Consider the following 18,706-nt stretch of genomic DNA (forward strand, 5'->3'; position numbering starts at 1 on the left):
GCCATAAAAAAGCCACCGCGAACGGTGGCCAAATGGTAATGCAAAAGATGGTGTTGGACGACTTACATATAGTTGAACAGCGACATGCCGCCCATATCGACAAAGGTACGCTGAGAGGCCTGCAGACCGACCTGACGCAGGCTGTACTCCGAGATCGCCTCAACGTAGTCCAGATCCACGAGATCAGACATCGTTTGGGTATAGCTCATCATACGGTTGCTGGCGATGGAGTCGATCACATCCAGCTCGTTGAGCCTGGCGCCAGCCGAGGCGCGCACGGTCAGTACGTTGTCCAGCGCGTTGTCCAGGTCGCGCATGGCGGTATTCAACGTGTTGCGAAAATCGGCTTTTTCGACGTTGGTCGTCGCTGGATTTTCGAGCACACGAATGGCCTCTTCCATGGCCTTGAATAGATCGGGCTCGCGCTGACCGTTTTTGGCCTGACTGATGTTGACTTCATCAGCCGCCTCGGAGGCGCCGCTTAACGATACGCTAAGCCCGCCGAACACGAGGCGTTGAGGCGCGTCACCGCCGGTATAGGCGATGTCCGTCATATCCGGGACCGGCTGCCAGCCGTCGTCCTGGGTCAGGCGCTGCACGCTTAGCGTGGGCGTATCGGCGTCACCACCAAACGTGATTCGATAATCGTCACCATAGCCTTCGCCGTTGACATCACTCACCTGCGGGCCACCAAGGATCACGCTACCGGCGTTACGAGCACCGTCCGAACGCACTGCTTCACCAATATAGCCTGCGCCACTGGGGACCTTCTGAAAAATCGAGCGGCCGCTTTCGGCCACCGGCATGTTGCGAGCACTATCGATACGCTGCTCGCGCACGATGTCACTGCCGTTGTATTTCATGGCGCCCTGGTCGTTGGCAACATAGGGCGGCGCGTTATCGATTTGGCCACCGAAGAGATAGCGGCCGTTGCCGTCGGCGGTGTTGGCCTGACCGATCAGCGTCTGGTAGACACCTTTTAACTCACTGGCGATCGACTCGCGATCGGCGTTGCTGAGCGTATCGCTGGAGGCCTGGATCAGCAGTGTCTTGGCGCTGGTGATCGAGTCGCTAACGCTGTTCAGTACGCTTTCGCTTTGAGCAAGCGATGTACGTGCCGAGACACGCGAGTTACCGTACTGCTCGGTCATCGCCATGGACTGGGACACCCCTACCGCCTGCGAGGCCGCCTGCGGGTTGTCCGAAGGATTCACCACCTTGCGCCCGCTGGAGAGCTGCTGGCCAATCCTTAAAAAGTCACCCTGCTGGCGGTTAATGGACGCAGAGCTTTGCTCGTACATGGTAACGCTGCTGATACGCATGGTAGATGCCTCCCTTAGCTGCGCAGATTCAGGATGGTGTCCAGCAAACTGCCCGCGGTATCGATCACCCGCGCATTGGCCGCGTAGAACTGCTGGTAGCGAATCAGATTGGCTGCCTCTTCGTCGAGGTTAACGCCGGACTCGGACTGCTGTACGGCACGAAGCTGGTCGGTCAGCCCCTGGCGCGCTTCCAAATTTACCTGAGTGATATTGGTACGGTTACCGACATCCGATACCAGCGCCCCGTAGGCGCCGCTCAGCGAGGCGCGCCCGCCCACGATGTTTTCTCCCTGAAGGTCCTGAAGCTTGCGCGCGTTACGGTTGTCGCCGCTCGCGGCCTCTTCGCCGGCCGCAATCTTGTCCAGATCGTTGAAGGCGGTTTCCATACCGGCCCCGGCGCGACGCACGGGCTGAACGTCGAAACGATCGCCGTTAGCGGGCTGGGCGCTAAACTCCATTCGTATGCCGCCGAAGGCGAGCGTGTTGGTAGCGCTATCCCAGCCTTCACTTACATCGACCGCTTGGCCATTGTCCTTGCGGGTAACGCTGGGCTCACCGCTCTCGTCGAATCTGACGGTATAGTCCGTTGCCCGAAGCTCATCAGTAGCCTCAACATCGAAGGCGATGGACGTCACCTCGGCGTCGTTGTTTGGATAGCTGTACGCCTGCGGCTGGCCAATGTTGAAAAAGTCCTGACCGTCCTCGCCGTTGAGATCGATGCCCTGCTTGTGCTGCTCATTGAACGCGACCGATAGCGATACCGCCAGCTGGCCGATCTGGTTCTGCGTCTTGTCCAGCGTTTCAGCGCGAAAACTCATCAAGCCGCCCAGCGAGCCGCCCTTGATAGTGGACTCGTCGAGTTTTATGAGGTTATTGCCTCCATCGCGATAGCCCACGACGGTGCGCTGAGGATCGCTGTCGGCTTGCACGGCTTCCAGTTTGAAGCTCGATGTCCCCGTGACCAGCGGCTGGCCGTTGGGCAGGCTAACGTTGTACGTCTTGCCGTCCTGAACGTTGAGACGCAGATCCATGCGCTCGTTGAGATCGGACACCAGCTGGTCGCGCTGGTTGAGCAGACCGTTGGGCGCCTGGCCGGTCCGCGCACGGGCCAGCGAGATTTCGCGGTTGAAATCGGCAATTTGCTCGAGGGTGTTATTAATCTGAGTGACTTCGTCGCGAACCTGGTTGTTGACGTTGTTCTGCATGTCCTGCAGATAGCCATCAAAAGAGCGAAACTGTGCGCTCAACGTATCCGCTGCGCCGAGCACGCCCTGACGAGCGGCCGGGTCGGAGGGGGAGCTTGCCAGCGCATCCAACGAGGAGAAGAAGTCCTGAATGAGCGGCGAAAGCCCTGCCTCACGATCCGCCAGAAGATTATCGATCTGGGTGATCTGATTGTTATAGGTTTCCAGCGCGCTCGATTGGGTTTTAGCGTTATTGAGCTGGTTGGCTACGTATGTATTGAACTGACGCTCGATGGCATCCACGCGCACGCCGCCACCCACGCCCGCTTCGCTTAGTTTGGGCAACTCGCGGTTGTAGCCTGGCGTAAACAGGTTGCTGATGTTGTTGCTGGTCGCGCTCAGCGCATTTTGCGCCGCGTTCAGGCCGCTCAGGCCCGTCGAAAACATGCTCATGGTTCAGTCCTCAAGCCGATGCTTCTTTTATCGGCGGCTCGTTAAAAAGCTTTAACGGCGTTAGCGCGCGTCGGCCAAAAATTCCTGCCCAGCCGGTAGCGGCCCCATGGTCTTCATGATGGCAACGAGCTTCTCGGCGTAACGCGGGTCGGTCGCGTAGCCGCCGCTTTGCAGCGCGCGCGCGGCCTGCTCGGCGCTTTGCGCCTCGACCACTCCGGCGTAGCGCGGGTTCTGACCGATCAGGTTGGCGTAGTCGGTGAAGGCGTGCTCGAAGGAGTCATACACGCGGAAGGTATCCACCATGCGCGTGCGCTGTCCGTTGAGATATTCGTGGGTAACGATATCGGTCGTCGCGCCCTGCCAACGGCTGCCCGCCTTGATCCCGAACAGATTGTGGCTGTTGCCACCCTGGTGCGTGGGGATTTCGTGACGCCCCCAGCCGGTTTCCAGCGCCGCCTGGGCCAAAATCAGCTCGGCGGGCACACCGCTTGCCTGACTGGCCGCTTGGGCGGGGCCGGCGAGCGTGGCCATAAACCGCTTCACGTGATCCGGCGCGTTGGCGTTGATGAGGGGCGCGGCGGCATTAGCCGATGTCGGCGAGCGCTCAACGCTCGCCTGCTCCGGTGCAGCCCTGCCCTGGCGAATCGCTTCGAGCTCTCTAAGAAAGCGACCGCTCTCCTGGCCACCGGGGCCAGCGGGCTGTAGCGGGTCATCGAGTACTCGCGGCGTGCCGCGGGGAATGCCGGCAATCAGCGCCTGAATCTCGTCGTCGTTTTTCCCGCCGCCCTTGATTGCACCCTGGCGGGTAAGCTGCTCGACCAGCACGTCGGCAAGCCCTACGCCCTTCTCGGCGATCACCTGCGACCACTGCTGATCCAGCATCTGCTGGTAGGTGTCGCCGGCACTGCTGTTCAACAGTCCACCAGAAGGCGTCGCGTCGCGCATGCTCTTCATCATCATCTGCACGAACAGCGCCTCGAACTGCTGGGCGGCGCCCTGAGCACCGGCTTCCGGGTCCACGCGGGCGTTGTGCTGCAAGCGCTGAAAGCCGCTCATGTCGAAGGCGAGCTGGTTGGACATGCTGGTCATGCTCATCAGATCACCTCGAGCTCGGCGCGCAGCGACCCGGACGCCTTGAGCGCTTCGAGAATCGACATCAAATCCTGGGGTGTGGCGCCGAGTGCGTTCAAGGCATTGACTACCTCGTTGAGCTGAGCGCCTTCGACGATCTGCAGGAAAGCTTCGCGCTGATTGATGTCGATATCCGCATTGGGTACCACCACGGTCTCGCCCTGGCCCAGCGGCGCGGGCTGGCTGACGCCGAACTGACTATCGATGACGATCGACAGGTTGCCGTGGGCGACCGCGGCCTGGCGCAGCGTCACGGCGCTGTTCATGACCACGGAGCCGGTACGCGAGTTGAGCACCACGCGTGCCGGCGCATCCATCGGGGTGAGCTGAACGTTTTCGACGCGTGCCATGAAGTTGACCCGCAGATTCGCGTCCATTGGCCCGTCGAGCGCGATGACGCCGCCGTTGCGCGCGTAGGCCACCGACTGGCCGAACTCGGTATTGATCGCGCTCACCATCCGTTGAGCGGTGCCAAAATCCGGTTGATTGAGCTGAAGTTCGAGCAAGCCGCCGTTGCCGCCCAGGTTGAGCGCGACTTCACGCTCCACCAGTGCGCCGCCCGGAATACGCCCGGCGGCCTGCTGGTTGATCTGCACGCTGCTACCGCCAGCCTGGGCACCGGCGCCACCGACCAGCATGTTGCCCTGGGCGATGGCGTAGGTGTCGCCGTCGGCGCCCTTGAGCGGCGTCATCAAGAGCGTGCCGCCGCGCAGGCTACGGGCGTTGGCAATCGACGAAACGACGATATCGAGACGCTGGCCCGGGCGGGCAAACGGCGGCAGATCCGCGGTCACCATGACGGCGGCAACGTTGCGCAGCTGTAAATTGGTGCCCGGCGGTACGCTCACGCCGAGCTGCGAGAGCATGTTGGTCAGACTTTGGCTGGTGAACGGCGCTTGGGTCGTCTGGTCACCGGTGCTGTCGAGGCCGACCACCAGGCCGTAGCCCACGAGCTGGTTGTCGCGCACACCAGCAAAATTGGCCAGCTCACGTACGCTTTCCGCCTGGGCGCTGCCCGCCAGTACGCAAAAAGCAACCAGCACCACGGCTTTGAGGCGGCGCTTGAGGTTCAATGAAGTCATCATCACTCTCTTCTCGAGCGCCTAGAACGGCGACACGTTGAGGAAGAAGCGCTGCAGCCAGCCCATGTGCTGCGCTTCGTTGATGTAGCCATCGCCCACGTACTCGATGCGCGCATCGGCGACCTGATTGGAAGGGACGGTATTCGCCGCCGTCACCGTTTGTGGATTGACCACGCCGGAGAAACGGATGAACTCGGTCCCCTGATTGATCGCGATCTGCTTTTCGCCACGCACGCGAAGATAGCCGTTGTTGAGCACTTCCAACACCGAGACGGTGATCGTGCCGGTCATGGTGTTGTTGGCCTGGGTGCTGCCGCTGCCGGCAAAGACGTTGTCGCCGGCGACATCGAAGCCGTAATCTTCCAGAAAGTCGATGATCTCGGGAATCTGAGCGATATCCAGCGAGCCGGAGCCGCTGCGGTTGGCGCTCGACTGCGAGTTCTGGCTCGCGCTGACCTGCTCGTTGAGCACGATAGTCAAAATATCGCCGATCGCCCGCGGGCGGCGGTCCTCGAACAGCGGGTGGTAGCCGCGCCGCGATTGATAGATCGAGCCGTTGGCCACTGCCGGTGGCCGATCGATGATGTTGATCTGCTCCTGCTCGCCGACCACCGACGCGCGAGGTATCTGCGCGCACCCGGCGGCTAGAAGGATCAACAGCGCCACGGCCAGCTGCGCAAAACGGCGAGAAAGCGCGGTTTTTTTATGCATCGAACGCCCTGTGTTCAAGACCGGAATTCCGTAATTACAGCTGGCTCAAGCGCGCCAGCATCTCGTCACTGGTGGAGACCGCGCGGCTGTTGATTTCATAGGCGCGCTGGGTCTGGATCATGTTGACCATCTCCTCCACTACATTGACGTTGGAGGTTTCGACAAAGCCCTGGAAAAGACGCCCGGCGCCGTTGTTACCGGGAATATCCTGGTTCGGCGCGCCGGATGCTCCGGTTTCCAAATAAAGGTTGCCGCCGATGCTCTCGAGTCCCGTCGGGTTAATGAAGGAGGCCACGGTGATCTGGCCGATATCCGCATCCTGAGCGACCCCCGGCTGGCGCACACTCACCGTGCCGTCTTCGCCGATACCGATCGACAGCGCGTTGGGTGGCACGAAGATCGCCGGTTCAAGCGGGTAGCCGTTGGCAGTGACCATCTGGCCGTTTTCGTTGAGCTGAAAGCCACCGTCGCGGGTATAGCCGATCGTGCCGTCGGGTAGTAGCACCTGGAAAAAACCGTCGCCGCTGATGGCTAAATCGCGTGAGTTATCAGTGCGCTCCAGCCCGCCCTGAGTATGCAGGCGCTCGGTGGCCACGGCGCGTACGCCGGTACCGACCTGCATGCCCGAGGGCAGCCGATCCTGAATGTTGTTCTGAGCGCCGGGCTGACGCATGTTCTGATAAAGAAGATCTTCGAATACCGGGCGCGAACGCTTGAACCCGTTAGTGCTGACGTTGGCCAGGTTGTTGGAGATCACGTCGAGCTTGGTCTGCTGCGACTCGAGCCCCGTTTTCGCCGTCCACAACGATTTGATCATGATGGGTATCCTTTAATCGGGCGGCTGGGGTCAGCCTTGAAGTGAAAGCATGCTGTTGGCGCGTTGGGCATTCTCGTCGGCATTGCTGAGCACACGCATCTGCATGTCGTAGCGGCGCTGTACGTCGATCATCGAGACCATCGCCTCCACTGCGCTGACGTTGCTGCCTTCGAGCGCTCCGCTTACCAGCCGCGCCGTCTCATCGGCAGCCAAGACACCGGGCGCTCCCTCGTCATTCAAGGGCGCACGGAAAAGGCCGTCATCTCCACGGGTCAGTGTGGCGACGTCCGGCGTTACCAGCTTGATACGGCCCACATCCACCAGTGCATTGGGACCCTCTCCGGGGGGAATAGCGCTGATGGTGCCGTCGGCGCCCATGGAGAGCTGCGCCCCCTGGGGTAGCGCGATCGGCCCACCGTCGCCCACGACCGGGCGACCCAGGTTCAAGAGCACGCCGTCACTATCGACCTGCAAATCACCACGCCGGGTATAGGCTTCGGTGCCATCGTCGGTCAATACCGCAAGCCAGGCGCCATCTTGCATGGCGACATCCAGGGTACGCCCGGTTTGCTCGACAGGCCCTTGGGAAAAGTCGCTACCCGGCGTCGTGGCCATCGCTGAAACGCGGGTGTCGAGCGCGCCCGCGCCCAATACGGGTACCGAACGCGCGGCCTGAAGCTGCGCGCGAAACCCGGTGGTGGCAACGTTCGAGAGGTTGTTGCTCATCACCGACTGCTGATCCATCGCGTTTTTGGCCCCGCTCATGGCGGTATACAGCATTCTATCCACGCGCTACTCCTCTACTCGGCCCCGCACTTACAGGTTGATGATGGTCTGCAGGAGCTCGTCCTGAGTACTGATGGTCTGCGAGTTCGCTTGGTAGGCGCGCTGGGAGACGATCATGTCGACCAGTTCCTGTGCCAGATCGACATTGGAGTTCTCAGTCGCCCCTGGTTGGAGCAAGCCACGCTGACCCGTTCCTGGCGCGCCGATTAGCTCCTGGCCCGAAGATGACGTGGCACTCCAGAGGTTGTCGCCGATGGGTTGCAAGCCCTCCGGGTTACGAAAGCTCACCAGCGATACCTGGCCTGCCGCACGCGACTGCTCGTTGGAGTAGTTACGTTGTACGGTACCGTCCTGCTGGATGCTGATACCCACCAGCGAGCCCGAGGTGTAACCGTTCTGGGCGATATCATTTACCGTGGAAGTATTGGCAAACTGAGTAGTACCCGCGAAATTGAGATCGATATCCAAATTAGCCAGAATGGTGTTGTTGAACTCACCGCCGTTGATGGCAAGCGCGGCTTCGCCGCCGCCCTGAAGCGTACCGTTCTGGTTGAACGTGAGCGTCGTTAGACCTGGCAGACCGTAGGTTTGTGCATCGCCAGGGCCACCGGACAAGCGCCCATCTACGCGCCAAGCGTTATCGCCGGTTTTTGTGAAATAAAGCGTTAAATTGCGCGCGTTACCCTGAGAGTCGAAAATCGTCGGATTGGAAGAGAAGGTATAGCGATCGGCGCCAATGCCCTCTTCAAGCTCTGCTGCCGTTGGAGCGGCGCCCGTGATGGCGGGCTGGCCACTATTCAGGTTCAACGTCATGTTGAGCTGGCTGGTTGCGCTGGCTTCCAGGTCGCCTGGGTCCACGCTCAAAGGCGCCACATTACCGCCAGACAAAACATTGCCAGCAGCATCAGCCGGATAGCCCATGATCTGCGCACCCTGAGCGTTCACCAGTTCACCCGTCGGCGTCATGGTGAGCTGACCGTTTCGCGAGTAACCGATGCTGCCATTGGACTGCTGAAAACGGAAAAAGCCGTCACCGGAAATCGCCAGGTCGAGATTACGCGATGAGGACTCGATACTGCCCTGACTGAAGTTCTGTAATACGCTTGCGGTACGTACCCCAAGGCCAATCCGCGACTGAGCGTAAACGTCAGCGAACCGCACGTCAGTGCTCTTGAATCCGACGGTTTGCGAGTTGGCGATGTTGTTACCAATAGCGCTGAGTTTTTCGCGCTGGGCGTTCAAACCGCTAAGTGCTTGAGAAAAGCTCATGATGCTCTCCTGTTAAAAGAGGTATGAAGCAAAAATCAAAGGATCTGCTTGATCTGGTCGAGCGTGACTTGGCCGTAGACGGCGCCCAAATCCAAGCGAACATCGCTGCCTTTCGCGCCGGGTGATACGCCATGCACCAACGCGTAGTTCAGCGCTCGCGACTCAAGAAGCTCGCCATCGGCATTCGTGGCGCGGAAGTTGACGCTATAGACGCCTGCCGGCACCGCTACGTTGTCGTTGGTCATACCGCCCCAGCTGAAGGATTCGACCCCGGCATTTACCGGGCCCAGCTCGCGGGTATAAAGGACCTCGCCGGATTTACCGGTCACCGTTGCCACTACCTGCTCGGCCGGGGAGTCCAGCTCGATACCGAAGGGCGTAGCGTAAGTGATTCCCTCATCGTTAACGCCTACCTTCACGTTGTTACCGGGCACAAGCACCGACTTGTCGATGAGCCCTGCTGCCTGCAGCGCGCGTCCGGCGTCCATTTGTTGTGTAATGCCATTGAGCGTATCGTTGAGCTGCTCGATTCCGCTGACGGTATTGATCTGGGCCAGCTGGGAGGTCATCTCCGAGTTATCCATCGGATTCATCGGGTCCTGGTTTTGCAGCTGAGTAATCAACAGCGTCATGAAGCTGTCGCGCATCTCCTGGGACTGACTGGCGGAGAGATTGGGTCTGCTGCCGTTAGCGCCGTTGATGCTATTGATCACGCTTGAATCGATATTCATGTTTAGCCCTCACCGAGCGAGAGTGTTTGAACCATCATCTGTTTGGTCGTGTTGAAGACTTCGACATTGGCCTGATACGAACGCGAGGCGGAGATCATGTTGACCATTTCGTGCACCGGCTCGACGTTAGGCTTGGCAACGTATCCATCTTCGTCGGCAGCCGGATGGTTCGGCATATACTCAAGTGGCAGCGGCGACTCGTCTTCGACGACCTCGGTGACGCGTACACCGCCGACACCATAACGGTTGTTTTGGGCCTGGGTTTCGAACATCACCTGCTTGGCGCGGTAGGTTTCACCGTCGGGGCCGGCGATACTGTCGGCGTTGGCCATGTTGCTGGCGGTCACGTTCATCCGCTGCGCTTGGGCGCTAAGCGCTGAGCTTGCGATATCAAAGGCTGAGAACATCGACATCGGGGGTTATCTCTCCTTGCGCCGGATTATTCCGGCTGCATCGCGTTTTTGAGGCCCTGAATGCGGCGGTTCATGATCGTCAGCCCCGCCTGATAGCGAAGGGCATTGTCGGTGAACTGTGAACGCTCCCGGTCCATATCGACGGTGTTACCATCAAGGCTCGGCTGATCGGGCACCCGGTAAAGAAGGTCCGTACTGGTACTTTGCCAAGCGCGCCCCTGCGCCTCGATATGGCGCTCGGAGGTGCGTGCAAGCGCTACCCCACCGCCTTGCTGGGCGGATGCTCCGGTGCTGACCGCCTTTTTTAGCTCGCTGGCGAAGTCGATATCACGCGCCTTGAAGTTGGGCGTGTCGGCATTGGCGATGTTGGCCGCCAGCACGTCGTGGCGCGCCTGGCGAAGGCTAAGCGCGCGCTGGTGAAAGTTGAAGGCGGACTCCAGGTGATCGAACATGCATCCCCCATTGGCGAGGCAAAGATAATTCGGACATTTCTGAGGGTGAATAATAGGGAAGGCAGCATCAGCCTAAAGCATGGAACAAATGCCGTTTACCCCATCATTTCGCATGATTCGAGAAAAGCATTTGAATTAAGCTTTTGGTTACCGGCTACTGTCTGAAGGCCCAGCCACTCTCCTGCTCGAGCGATGACTCACATGCCCTATTCGCCGTCTCTGGCGCGCCCACGGTGGGCCCGCGCGTTAGCGCTTTGCTTGATCGCCGTTCTTTCCATCGTTTGGGGAGGATTGGCCAGAGCGCAGGACCAAGCGCTGGTCGAAACGGTGCAGAACTTTCTCTATCAGCAGGCGCAAACGCTTGGCCAGGAAGTGGTGATCGATGTGGCCCCACCCTCGCCCCACTTGGCGACCTGCATTGCGCCAGAGCCCTTTCTGCCCAATGCAGGCCAGGCGCCTTTAGGGCGCGTGTCGGTGGGGGTGCGCTGCGGCGAAGCGCGCCGGCAGGTACGCTACATGCAGGCTCAGGTCGACGTCATGGGAAGCTACACGGTGGCCGCTCAGGATATCGCGCGCAATACCATGATCACGCCCGCCATGGTGACTCAGCGCCAGGGCAGCCTGGGCGATCTTGCAGGCAACGCATTGACCGACGAAAATGCTATCATTGGCATGGTAACGCAGCGCCCTATCATGAGCGGCGACGCCTTTCAGGCGCACGCGTTAAAGGCACCGGAAATGGTGGAACGCGGCGAGCGCGTCACGGTCATAGCGCAGGGCTCGGGGTTTCGTATTTCACGTGAAGGCGAGGCGCTTGAAGGCGGCGCCCTGAATGCACGGATACGTGTGCGCTTCGATACGCGCGAACTCGTGACCGCCCGCATTACCGGCGATGGCACTGTCACCGTAGATTTTTGAGTCAATGTCTAAAGTCCTCTCCAAGCGCGCCGATACTCTTTATAACGGCATAGAGCCATGGCGTTTAGAGCGCTTCAACGTTGACGATGAGGGCCACACAACGTGAAAATTGATAACCTGAATCCGCTGCTGCGCACCAATCAGACGCAGCAGCGTGACGACACGCAAAAAGTCGGCGGCACACAGTCGTCGCCGGAAGGCAGTACCACTCGCGAGTCCACGCGCTTAAGCCAGATGCACATGGACGACTCCCAGGACATCGATATGGCTCGAGTGGATGATATTCGCGACGCTATTCGCGAAGGGCGTCTCGAGATTCGCGCCGACCGTATTGCCGATGGCCTGATCGCTCAGCTCAAAGAGTAATCGCTTATGAGTCTTTCCCGTTTGCTTTTCGATCAGCATCAGCGTCTGGACGAGCTTCTGGAGCTACTCGCCAAAGAGCAGCAGCTGCTGACACAAGGGGATATCGACGGTGAAGCGCTTGCCACGCTCGCCGAGTCCAAGCAAACGGTGTTGGGTGCGTTGGAGCGCATGGAAACTCTGCGTCGCACGACTCAGAACCGTTTGGGTTACGACGATGATGCTAACGGCGCCTTCAAGGCCGCGTCAGATGCCGGCTGTCAGGACAGCTGGGAGCTCTTTCTGGACAAAAGCGAGCGCGCTGGCCGCATGAACGCGTTAACGGGCCAGATGCTCACGGTACGCATGAAGCACAACCAGGACATGTTGAACTACATTCAGCAAATTGCCGAGAAAACGCTTTACCAGCCCAATGGGCGTAACCAGGCACAGTCGAGCCGCCTCAACACCTCTGCCTGATACTTTTTCCTACGCTCCTGTTTTCAAGCCCTCCTTCTCTACGCGCCCGTCAATAGACAAATCCTGTACAAGACGCTTCAATGAGAATGCTCACATTCTACAAGGAAGTGTCGAATGCTCGATCATCTACCTGAAAAGTTTACTGCGGTCATCACCGGCGCCAATGGCGGGATCGGTCACGCGCTGATCAAAGCGCTTCTCGATTCGACCCATGTTGGTAGCATCATTGCCGTTAGCCGCCGCGATACCGATATCGACGATGTGCGCGTTACCTCACTCGCTGCCGATATCACGACTCAATCAGGACTCGATGCGCTGGCCGCCGAGATCGAAGGGCGCCCGCTTCATCTTCTCTTCAATACGGTTGGCGTACTGCACGATGATGGGCACGGCGTTCAGCCGGAAAAGCGGCTGGAGCAGTTCGATGCCGAGGCCTTTGCTCACGTCATGCACGTCAACGCCGCGACCCCGCTCCGACTGTTGTCGGTACTCAACGATTCACTCAAGGGCTCACACCCCACCATCGTGGCCAGCCTGTCAGCACGAGTCGGCTCGATCAGCGACAATGGTTTCGGCGGTTGGTACAGCTATCGTGCCAGCAAGGCCGCGCACAATATGCTGATGAAAACCGCCTCCATCGAACTGGGCCGGCTCAACAAGCAGGCCATCGTTCTCTGCCTGCACCCTGGCACGACCGATACGTCGCTTTCCGAGCCATTTCAGGCACGCGTACCCGAGGATAAACTCTTTACGCCCACTTTCGTCGCCGAAAGCCTTTTGAAGGTCATCGATCAGCGCACGCCCCAAGACACCGGCAGCTTTTGGGATTGGGCTGGAAAGCCCATCGAGTGGTAATAGGGGAAATCAACGGCAGGACTGAATATCTGCATGGTATGCCTTACCTCCAGCAGAAGCAGGCGTTAGCCAGCGATGAGGCGCACCGCGCCGCCGGGGCGGCCGACCGGCTCTCCATCCGCGTTTTCCTTTTTCCACGCATAAAAAAAAGCCCCGAACACAGAGTGCTCGGGGCTTTTTCGAATAGGTGCCTGACGATAACCTACTCTCGCATGGGGAGACCCCACACTACCATCGGCGCGTTGCGGTTTCACTTCCGAGTTCGGCAAGGGATCGGGTGGTTCACGCAAGCCATGGTCGTCAGGCGTAACTTTCAATGTATATCGGCTGACGGTTTCGTGATCGTCTCGTTCGACATGAAGCCTTTTGCTTCATGTTCGTGCGTATCCGGTTCCTGCTTCGTTGTCACTGCGGGCCGAACCCCTTGGGTGTTATAGGGTCAAGCCTCACGGGCCATTAGTACACGTTAGCTCAACACCTTGCGGTGCGTCCACACCGTGCCTATCAACCAGCTGGTCTCGCTGGGCCCTTCAGGAGGCTCAAGGCCTCGGGGATGTCTCATCTTGAAGGGGGCTTCCCGCTTAGATGCTTTCAGCGGTTATCCCGTCCGCACATAGCTACCCGGCAATGCCACTGGCGTGACAACCGGAACACCAGAGGTGCGTCCACTCCGGTCCTCTCGTACTAGGAGCAGCCCTTCTCAAACATCCAACGCCCACGGCAGATAGGGACCGAACTGTCTCACGACGTTCTAAACCCAGCTCGCGTACCACTTTAAATGGCGAACAGCCATACCCTTGGGACCGACTTCAGCCCCAGGATGTGATGAGCCGACATCGAGGTGCCAAACACCGCCGTCGATGTGAACTCTTGGGCGGTATCAGCCTGTTATCCCCGGAGTACCTTTTATCCGTTGAGCGATGGCCCTTCCATACAGAACCACCGGATCACTAGAACCTGCTTTCGCACCTGCTCGACGTGTCTGTCTCGCAGTCAAGCACCCTTATGCTCTTGCACTCATTGCACGATGTCCGACCGTGCTGAGGGTACCTTCGTGCTCCTCCGTTACTCTTTGGGAGGAGACCGCCCCAGTCAAACTACCCACCACACACTGTCCTCGACCCGGATGACGGGTCGGAGTGAGAACACCAATGATGCCAGGCCGGTATTTCAAGGGTGGCTCCCTCCGAACTGGCGTCCGGAGTTCCTAGCCTCCCGGCTATCCTACACAGGCAACATCAGTATCCAGTGTGAAGCTATAGTAAAGGTTCACGGGGTCTTTCCGTCTAGCCGCGGGTACACCGCATCTTCACGGCGATTTCAATTTCACTGAGTCTCGGGTGGAGACAGCGTGGCCATCATTACGCCATTCGTGCAGGTCGGAACTTACCCGACAAGGAATTTCGCTACCTTAGGACCGTTATAGTTACGGCCGCCGTTTACCGGGGCTTCGATCAGGAGCTTCGGACGAATCCTAACACCATCACTTAACCTTCCGGCACCGGGCAGGCGTCACACCCTATACGTCCGCTTGCGCGTTGGCAGAGTGCTGTGTTTTTACTAAACAGTTGCAGCCACCTGGTATCTTCGGCCGGTTCGGGCTCGGGGAGCAAGTCCCTTCACCCTACGCCGGCGTGCCTTCTCCCGAAGTTACGGCACCATTTTGCCTAGTTCCTTCACCCGAGTTCTCTCAAGCGCCTTGGGATTCTCACCCTGACCACCTGTGTCGGTTTGGGGTACGGTCGCACATGATCTGAAGCTTAGAGGCTTTTCCTGGAAGCGTGGCATCAGTGACTTCCGGCCCAAAGGCCGTTCGTCTCGCATCTCGGCCTTGAACGCCCGGATTTGCCTGAGCATTCAGCCTACCTGCTTTCACCGGGACAACCAGCGCCCGGCTCACCTAGCCTTCTCCGTCCCCCCATCGCAATCATGTCCGGTACGGGAATATTGACCCGTTTCCCATCGACTACGCCTTTCGGCCTCGCCTTAGGGGCCGACTCACTCTGCTCTGATTAGCATCGAACAGAAACCCTTGGTCTTCCGGCGGGGGAGTTTTTCACTCCCCTTATCGTTACTCATGTCAGCATTCGCACTCGTGATACCTCCAGCAGACCTCTCGATCCACCTTCGTCGGCGTACACGACGCTCCTCTACCGCGCATCCATAAGGATGCACCCGTAGCTTCGGTACCTGGTTTAGCCCCGTTACATCTTCCGCGCAGGCCGACTCGACCAGTGAGCTATTACGCTTTCTTTAAAGGATGGCTGCTTCTAAGCCAACCTCCTGGCTGTCTGAGCCTTCCCACATCGTTTCCCACTTAACCAGGATTTGGGGACCTTAGCTGACGGTCCGGGTTGTTTCCCTTTTCACGACGGACGTTAGCACCCGCCGTGTGTCTCCCACGCTGCACTCACCGGTATTCGGAGTTTGCCTCGGGTTGGTAAGTCGGGATGACCCCCTAGCCGAAACAGTGCTCTACCCCCGGTGGTGATACGTGAGGCGCTACCTAAATAGCTTTCGAGGAGAACCAGCTATCTCCGGGCTTGATTAGCCTTTCACTCCGATCCACAAGTCATCCAAATCTTTTTCAACAGATCCTGGTTCGGGCCTCCAGTTGATGTTACTCAACCTTCACCCTGCTCATGGATAGATCGCCCGGTTTCGGGTCTATATCCAGCGACTGGTCGCCCAGTTAAGACTCGATTTCTCTACGCCTCCCCTATTCGGTTAAGCTCGCCACTGAATATAAGTCGCTGACCCATTATACAAAAGGTACGCAGTCACAGAACGAGTCTGCTCCCACTGCTTGTACGCACACGGTTTCAGGATCTATTTCACTCCCCTCGCCGGGGTTCTTTTCGCCTTTCCCTCACGGTACTGGTTCACTATCGGTCAGCCAGGAGTATTTAGCCTTGGAGGATGGTCCCCCCGTCTTCAATCAGGGTTTCTCGTGCCCCGACCTACTCGATTTCACTGTGCTCGGATTTCGGCTACGGGACTATCACCCGCTATGGTCAGACTTCCCAGACTGTTCGCCTATCGATTGCACAACTTAAGGGCTGGTCCCCGTTCGCTCGCCGCTACTGGGGGAATCTCGGTTGATTTCTTTTCCTCGGGGTACTTAGATGTTTCAGTTCCCCCGGTTCGCCTCGTATCCCTATGTATTCAGGATACGATACCGACCTTGTGGTCGGTGGGTTTCCCCATTCAGAGATGTCCGGGTCACAGGTCGTTTGCCACCTCACCGGACCTTATCGCAGGCTTCCACGTCTTTCATCGCCTCTGGCTGCCTAGGCATCCACCGTGTGCGCTTCATTGCTTGACCCTATAACCCGAAGGAGTCCGGGCCCGCAATGACAACGATTGCCGGATACGCTTGAGACGTATCACAAAACAATTGCGTATCGAGATCACGTCACGATCACAAAAGCCAAAGCTCATGTCACCGTATCGTCATTCGATACTGTCAGCATGATATACATTGTTAAAGAGCGACTGTTCGATGAACAGTGACAAGACGGCTTTTAAAACCCTGCCTTGTCAATGATCACAAAACAACAAACGGTACAACAACACGGCAACGAGATAATGGTGGAGCCAAGCGGGATCGAACCGCTGACCTCCTGCGTGCAAGGCAGGCGCTCTCCCAGCTGAGCTATGGCCCCATCGTTTTGCAATTTCACCTCTTGCCATCAACTTCCGTGAGACACGACAAAACGCAACAACGTACAGACCACCATACGAAGAGCTTTTGAACGCGGACATTACGGAAATTTGGTGGGTCTGGGCAGACTTGAACTGCCGACCTCACCCTTATCAGGGGTGCGCTCTAACCAACTGAGCTACAGACCCAAGAGGGGATCGTGCCAAACCGTTTGCTCTATCACTTGATCAGGCAATTCATTGTGGACGTTTACCGCGAGGATGACGCATCGTTTAAGGAGGTGATCCAGCCGCAGGTTCCCCTACGGCTACCTTGTTACGACTTCACCCCAGTCATGAACCACACCGTGGTGATCGCTTTCCCGAGGGTTAAGCTAACCACTTCTGGTGCAGTCCACTCCCATGGTGTGACGGGCGGTGTGTACAAGGCCCGGGAACGTATTCACCGTGGCATTCTGATCCACGATTACTAGCGATTCCGACTTCACGGAGTCGAGTTGCAGACTCCGATCCGGACTGAGACCGGCTTTTCGGGATTCGCTTGCTCTCGCGAGTTCGCTGCCCTTTGTACCGGCCATTGTAGCACGTGTGTAGCCCTGCTCGTAAGGGCCATGATGACTTGACGTCGTCCCCACCTTCCTCCGGTTTGTCACCGGCAGTCTCCCTAGAGTTCCCGCCATTACGCGCTGGCAAATAGGGACAAGGGTTGCGCTCGTTACGGGACTTAACCCAACATTTCACAACACGAGCTGACGACAGCCATGCAGCACCTGTCTCTGCGTTCCCGAAGGCACCCCGGAATCTCTTCCGGGTTCGCAGGATGTCAAGAGCAGGTAAGGTTCTTCGCGTTGCATCGAATTAAACCACATGCTCCACCGCTTGTGCGGGCCCCCGTCAATTCATTTGAGTTTTAACCTTGCGGCCGTACTCCCCAGGCGGTCGACTTATCGCGTTAACTTCGCCACAAGGTGCACAAGGCACCCAACGGCTGGTCGACATCGTTTACGGCGTGGACTACCAGGGTATCTAATCCTGTTTGCTACCCACGCTTTCGCACCTCAGTGTCAGTGTCAGTCCAGAAGGCCGCCTTCGCCACTGGTATTCCTCCCGATCTCTACGCATTTCACCGCTACACCGGGAATTCCACCTTCCTCTCCTGCACTCTAGCCTGACAGTTCCGGATGCCGTTCCCAGGTTGAGCCCGGGGCTTTCACAACCGGCTTGTCAAGCCACCTACGCGCGCTTTACGCCCAGTAATTCCGATTAACGCTTGCACCCTCCGTATTACCGCGGCTGCTGGCACGGAGTTAGCCGGTGCTTCTTCTGTGGGTGATGTCCTTCCTGACGGGTATTAACCGGCAGGCCTTCTTCCCCACTGAAAGTGCTTTACAACCCGAGGGCCTTCTTCACACACGCGGCATGGCTGGATCAGGCTTGCGCCCATTGTCCAATATTCCCCACTGCTGCCTCCCGTAGGAGTTCGGGCCGTGTCTCAGTCCCGATGTGGCTGATCATCCTCTCAGACCAGCTACGGATCGTCGCCCTGGTGAGCCGTTACCTCACCAGCTAGCTAATCCGACATGGGCTCGTCCGATAGCGGGAGCCGAAGCCCCCTTTCTCCCGTAGGACGTATGCGGTATTAGCCTGGGTTTCCCCAGGTTATCCCCCACTATCGGGTGGATTCCCATGCATTACTCACCCGTCCGCCGCTCGCCACCAGGAAGCAAGCTTCCCGTGCTGCCGCTCGACTTGCATGTGTTAAGCCTGCCGCCAGCGTTCAATCTGAGCCATGATCAAACTCTTCAGTTTAAAATCAGTGTGATTCTTGCCTGCCCCATGTACGACGACATGACGCAGAGGCGAATCAATCCTGGCTCAAGGTTCAAACGAATTTACCGTGATACCTCGAAAGGTATCGCTGTGTTCGTCTGCCTTGATATAAGGTGACTTGTCACCCTCATCGGCAAACGCCCACATGAATTGCCTGATCAAATTGTTAAAGAGCTGTTCGACGAACCGTTCGATGACCTGAACCGCTTGCCCGTCGAGGAAGGCGTATTCTACGCATTCCGGTGAATTTGTCAACCGCTGATTTCA

15 protein-coding genes, 2 tRNA genes and 3 rRNA genes are annotated in these 18,706 nt (G+C 58.4%); 4 read left to right on the plus strand and 16 right to left on the minus strand.

The genetic code is table 11. The features are described from left to right. Positions 1–62 precede the first annotated feature (62 nt). Genes flgL through flgB form a run of 11 tightly spaced genes read right to left on the minus strand, consistent with a single transcriptional unit; the run spans position 63 to position 10,351 of the window. On the minus strand, positions 63–1,322 hold the full coding sequence (gene flgL / locus RN346_RS16450; RefSeq protein ID WP_263585766.1) for a flagellar hook-associated protein FlgL: 1,260 nt from the start codon (positions 1,320–1,322) through the stop codon (positions 63–65). A 14-nt stretch (positions 1,323–1,336) separates the two neighbouring features. Further along, entirely contained in the window at positions 1,337–2,959 is a 1,623-nt protein-coding gene (gene flgK / locus RN346_RS16455) for a flagellar hook-associated protein FlgK (RefSeq protein ID WP_311958952.1), read from the minus strand. Positions 2,960–3,019: 60 nt separating this feature from the next. Next, positions 3,020–4,054, minus strand: a complete 1,035-nt coding sequence (gene flgJ, locus RN346_RS16460) for a flagellar assembly peptidoglycan hydrolase FlgJ (RefSeq protein ID WP_311958953.1) — start codon at positions 4,052–4,054, stop codon at positions 3,020–3,022. After that, positions 4,054–5,172, minus strand: coding sequence for a flagellar basal body P-ring protein FlgI (locus tag RN346_RS16465; protein ID WP_311961725.1), 1,119 nt, complete (start codon positions 5,170–5,172; stop codon positions 4,054–4,056). Before RN346_RS16465 ends, flgJ begins: the two co-directional genes overlap by 1 nt. Positions 5,173–5,193: 21 nt before the next feature. Continuing rightward, positions 5,194–5,883, minus strand: a complete 690-nt coding sequence (locus RN346_RS16470; protein ID WP_311961726.1) for a flagellar basal body L-ring protein FlgH — start codon at positions 5,881–5,883, stop codon at positions 5,194–5,196. Positions 5,884–5,917: 34 nt separating this feature from the next. Then, positions 5,918–6,700, minus strand: a complete 783-nt coding sequence (gene flgG, locus RN346_RS16475; RefSeq protein ID WP_263585761.1) for a flagellar basal-body rod protein FlgG — start codon at positions 6,698–6,700, stop codon at positions 5,918–5,920. Positions 6,701–6,730: 30 nt separating this feature from the next. Further along, positions 6,731–7,489, minus strand: coding sequence for a flagellar basal body rod protein FlgF (locus tag RN346_RS16480; protein ID WP_263585760.1), 759 nt, complete (start codon positions 7,487–7,489; stop codon positions 6,731–6,733). 27 nt (positions 7,490–7,516) lie between these two features. Then, positions 7,517–8,755, minus strand: coding sequence for a flagellar hook protein FlgE (gene flgE, locus RN346_RS16485; protein WP_263585759.1), 1,239 nt, complete (start codon positions 8,753–8,755; stop codon positions 7,517–7,519). Between the two features lie 35 nt (positions 8,756–8,790). After that, on the minus strand, positions 8,791–9,486 hold the full coding sequence (locus tag RN346_RS16490) for a flagellar hook assembly protein FlgD (RefSeq protein WP_311961727.1): 696 nt from the start codon (positions 9,484–9,486) through the stop codon (positions 8,791–8,793). 2 nt (positions 9,487–9,488) lie between these two features. Next, a complete protein-coding gene (flgC, locus tag RN346_RS16495) occupies positions 9,489–9,899 on the minus strand; it encodes a flagellar basal body rod protein FlgC (RefSeq protein ID WP_263585757.1) in 411 nt (136 codons plus the stop codon). Between the two features lie 26 nt (positions 9,900–9,925). Further along, positions 9,926–10,351 carry a flagellar basal body rod protein FlgB gene (flgB, locus tag RN346_RS16500; protein ID WP_263585756.1) on the minus strand — a complete coding sequence of 142 codons (426 nt, stop codon included), beginning with the start codon at positions 10,349–10,351 and terminating at the stop codon, positions 9,926–9,928. Positions 10,352–10,642: 291 nt separating this feature from the next. On the opposite strand from flgB, the gene flgA reads away from it, so the two are divergent. The 4 genes from flgA (at position 10,643) to RN346_RS16520 (ending at position 12,946) form a co-directional block, all read left to right on the plus strand. Beyond that, complete coding sequence (gene flgA, locus RN346_RS16505; RefSeq protein ID WP_311958956.1) at positions 10,643–11,269, plus strand: flagellar basal body P-ring formation chaperone FlgA; 627 nt, start codon at positions 10,643–10,645, stop codon at positions 11,267–11,269. Positions 11,270–11,371: 102 nt separating this feature from the next. Further along, positions 11,372–11,635: a flagellar biosynthesis anti-sigma factor FlgM gene (gene flgM, locus RN346_RS16510; protein WP_311958957.1), complete on the plus strand. Its 264-nt coding sequence runs from the start codon at positions 11,372–11,374 to the stop codon at positions 11,633–11,635. A gap of 6 nt (positions 11,636–11,641) precedes the next feature. Next, positions 11,642–12,091 carry a flagellar protein FlgN gene (locus RN346_RS16515; RefSeq protein ID WP_311958958.1) on the plus strand — a complete coding sequence of 150 codons (450 nt, stop codon included), beginning with the start codon at positions 11,642–11,644 and terminating at the stop codon, positions 12,089–12,091. Positions 12,092–12,205: 114 nt separating this feature from the next. After that, positions 12,206–12,946 carry an SDR family NAD(P)-dependent oxidoreductase gene (locus tag RN346_RS16520; RefSeq protein WP_311958959.1) on the plus strand — a complete coding sequence of 247 codons (741 nt, stop codon included), beginning with the start codon at positions 12,206–12,208 and terminating at the stop codon, positions 12,944–12,946. Between the two features lie 189 nt (positions 12,947–13,135). Here the strand turns inward: RN346_RS16520 and rrf are convergent. The 5 genes from rrf to RN346_RS16545 all read right to left on the minus strand — a co-directional run bounded on the left by rrf (position 13,136) and on the right by RN346_RS16545 (position 18,418). Further along, positions 13,136–13,251, minus strand: a 5S ribosomal RNA gene (rrf, locus tag RN346_RS16525). A gap of 130 nt (positions 13,252–13,381) precedes the next feature. Next, positions 13,382–16,271, minus strand: a 23S ribosomal RNA gene (locus tag RN346_RS16530). A gap of 264 nt (positions 16,272–16,535) precedes the next feature. Further along, positions 16,536–16,611: transfer RNA gene (locus RN346_RS16535), tRNA-Ala, on the minus strand. A 110-nt stretch (positions 16,612–16,721) separates the two neighbouring features. Next, a tRNA-Ile gene (locus RN346_RS16540) sits at positions 16,722–16,798 on the minus strand. A gap of 85 nt (positions 16,799–16,883) precedes the next feature. Next, positions 16,884–18,418: ribosomal RNA gene (locus RN346_RS16545) — 16S ribosomal RNA — on the minus strand. Together the 16S, 23S and 5S rRNA genes with 2 tRNA genes alongside form the textbook arrangement of a ribosomal RNA operon. Positions 18,419–18,706: the final 288 nt, after the last annotated feature.

Origin of the sequence: Halomonas sp. PAMB 3232 (assembly GCF_031954225.1) — a bacterium.
Taxonomy (GTDB): Bacteria; Pseudomonadota; Gammaproteobacteria; order Pseudomonadales; family Halomonadaceae; genus Vreelandella.

What these genes read in the sequence shown, in the direction of transcription:
- flgL (WP_263585766.1), bottom strand. Translation starts at nt 1,322, where the DNA reads ATGCGTATCAGCAGCGTTACCATGTACGAGCAAAGCTCTGCGTCCATT.
- flgB (WP_263585756.1), bottom strand. Translation starts at nt 10,351, where the DNA reads ATGTTCGATCACCTGGAGTCCGCCTTCAACTTTCACCAGCGCGCGCTT.
- flgE (WP_263585759.1), bottom strand. Translation starts at nt 8,755, where the DNA reads ATGAGCTTTTCTCAAGCACTTAGCGGTTTGAACGCCCAGCGCGAAAAA.
- RN346_RS16520 (WP_311958959.1), top strand. Translation starts at nt 12,206, where the DNA reads ATGCTCGATCATCTACCTGAAAAGTTTACTGCGGTCATCACCGGCGCC.
- RN346_RS16515 (WP_311958958.1), top strand. Translation starts at nt 11,642, where the DNA reads ATGAGTCTTTCCCGTTTGCTTTTCGATCAGCATCAGCGTCTGGACGAG.
- RN346_RS16470 (WP_311961726.1), bottom strand. Translation starts at nt 5,883, where the DNA reads ATGCATAAAAAAACCGCGCTTTCTCGCCGTTTTGCGCAGCTGGCCGTG.
- flgG (WP_263585761.1), bottom strand. Translation starts at nt 6,700, where the DNA reads ATGATCAAATCGTTGTGGACGGCGAAAACGGGGCTCGAGTCGCAGCAG.
- flgC (WP_263585757.1), bottom strand. Translation starts at nt 9,899, where the DNA reads ATGTCGATGTTCTCAGCCTTTGATATCGCAAGCTCAGCGCTTAGCGCC.
- RN346_RS16490 (WP_311961727.1), bottom strand. Translation starts at nt 9,486, where the DNA reads ATGAATATCGATTCAAGCGTGATCAATAGCATCAACGGCGCTAACGGC.
- flgJ (WP_311958953.1), bottom strand. Translation starts at nt 4,054, where the DNA reads ATGAGCATGACCAGCATGTCCAACCAGCTCGCCTTCGACATGAGCGGC.
- flgK (WP_311958952.1), bottom strand. Translation starts at nt 2,959, where the DNA reads ATGAGCATGTTTTCGACGGGCCTGAGCGGCCTGAACGCGGCGCAAAAT.
- RN346_RS16465 (WP_311961725.1), bottom strand. Translation starts at nt 5,172, where the DNA reads ATGACTTCATTGAACCTCAAGCGCCGCCTCAAAGCCGTGGTGCTGGTT.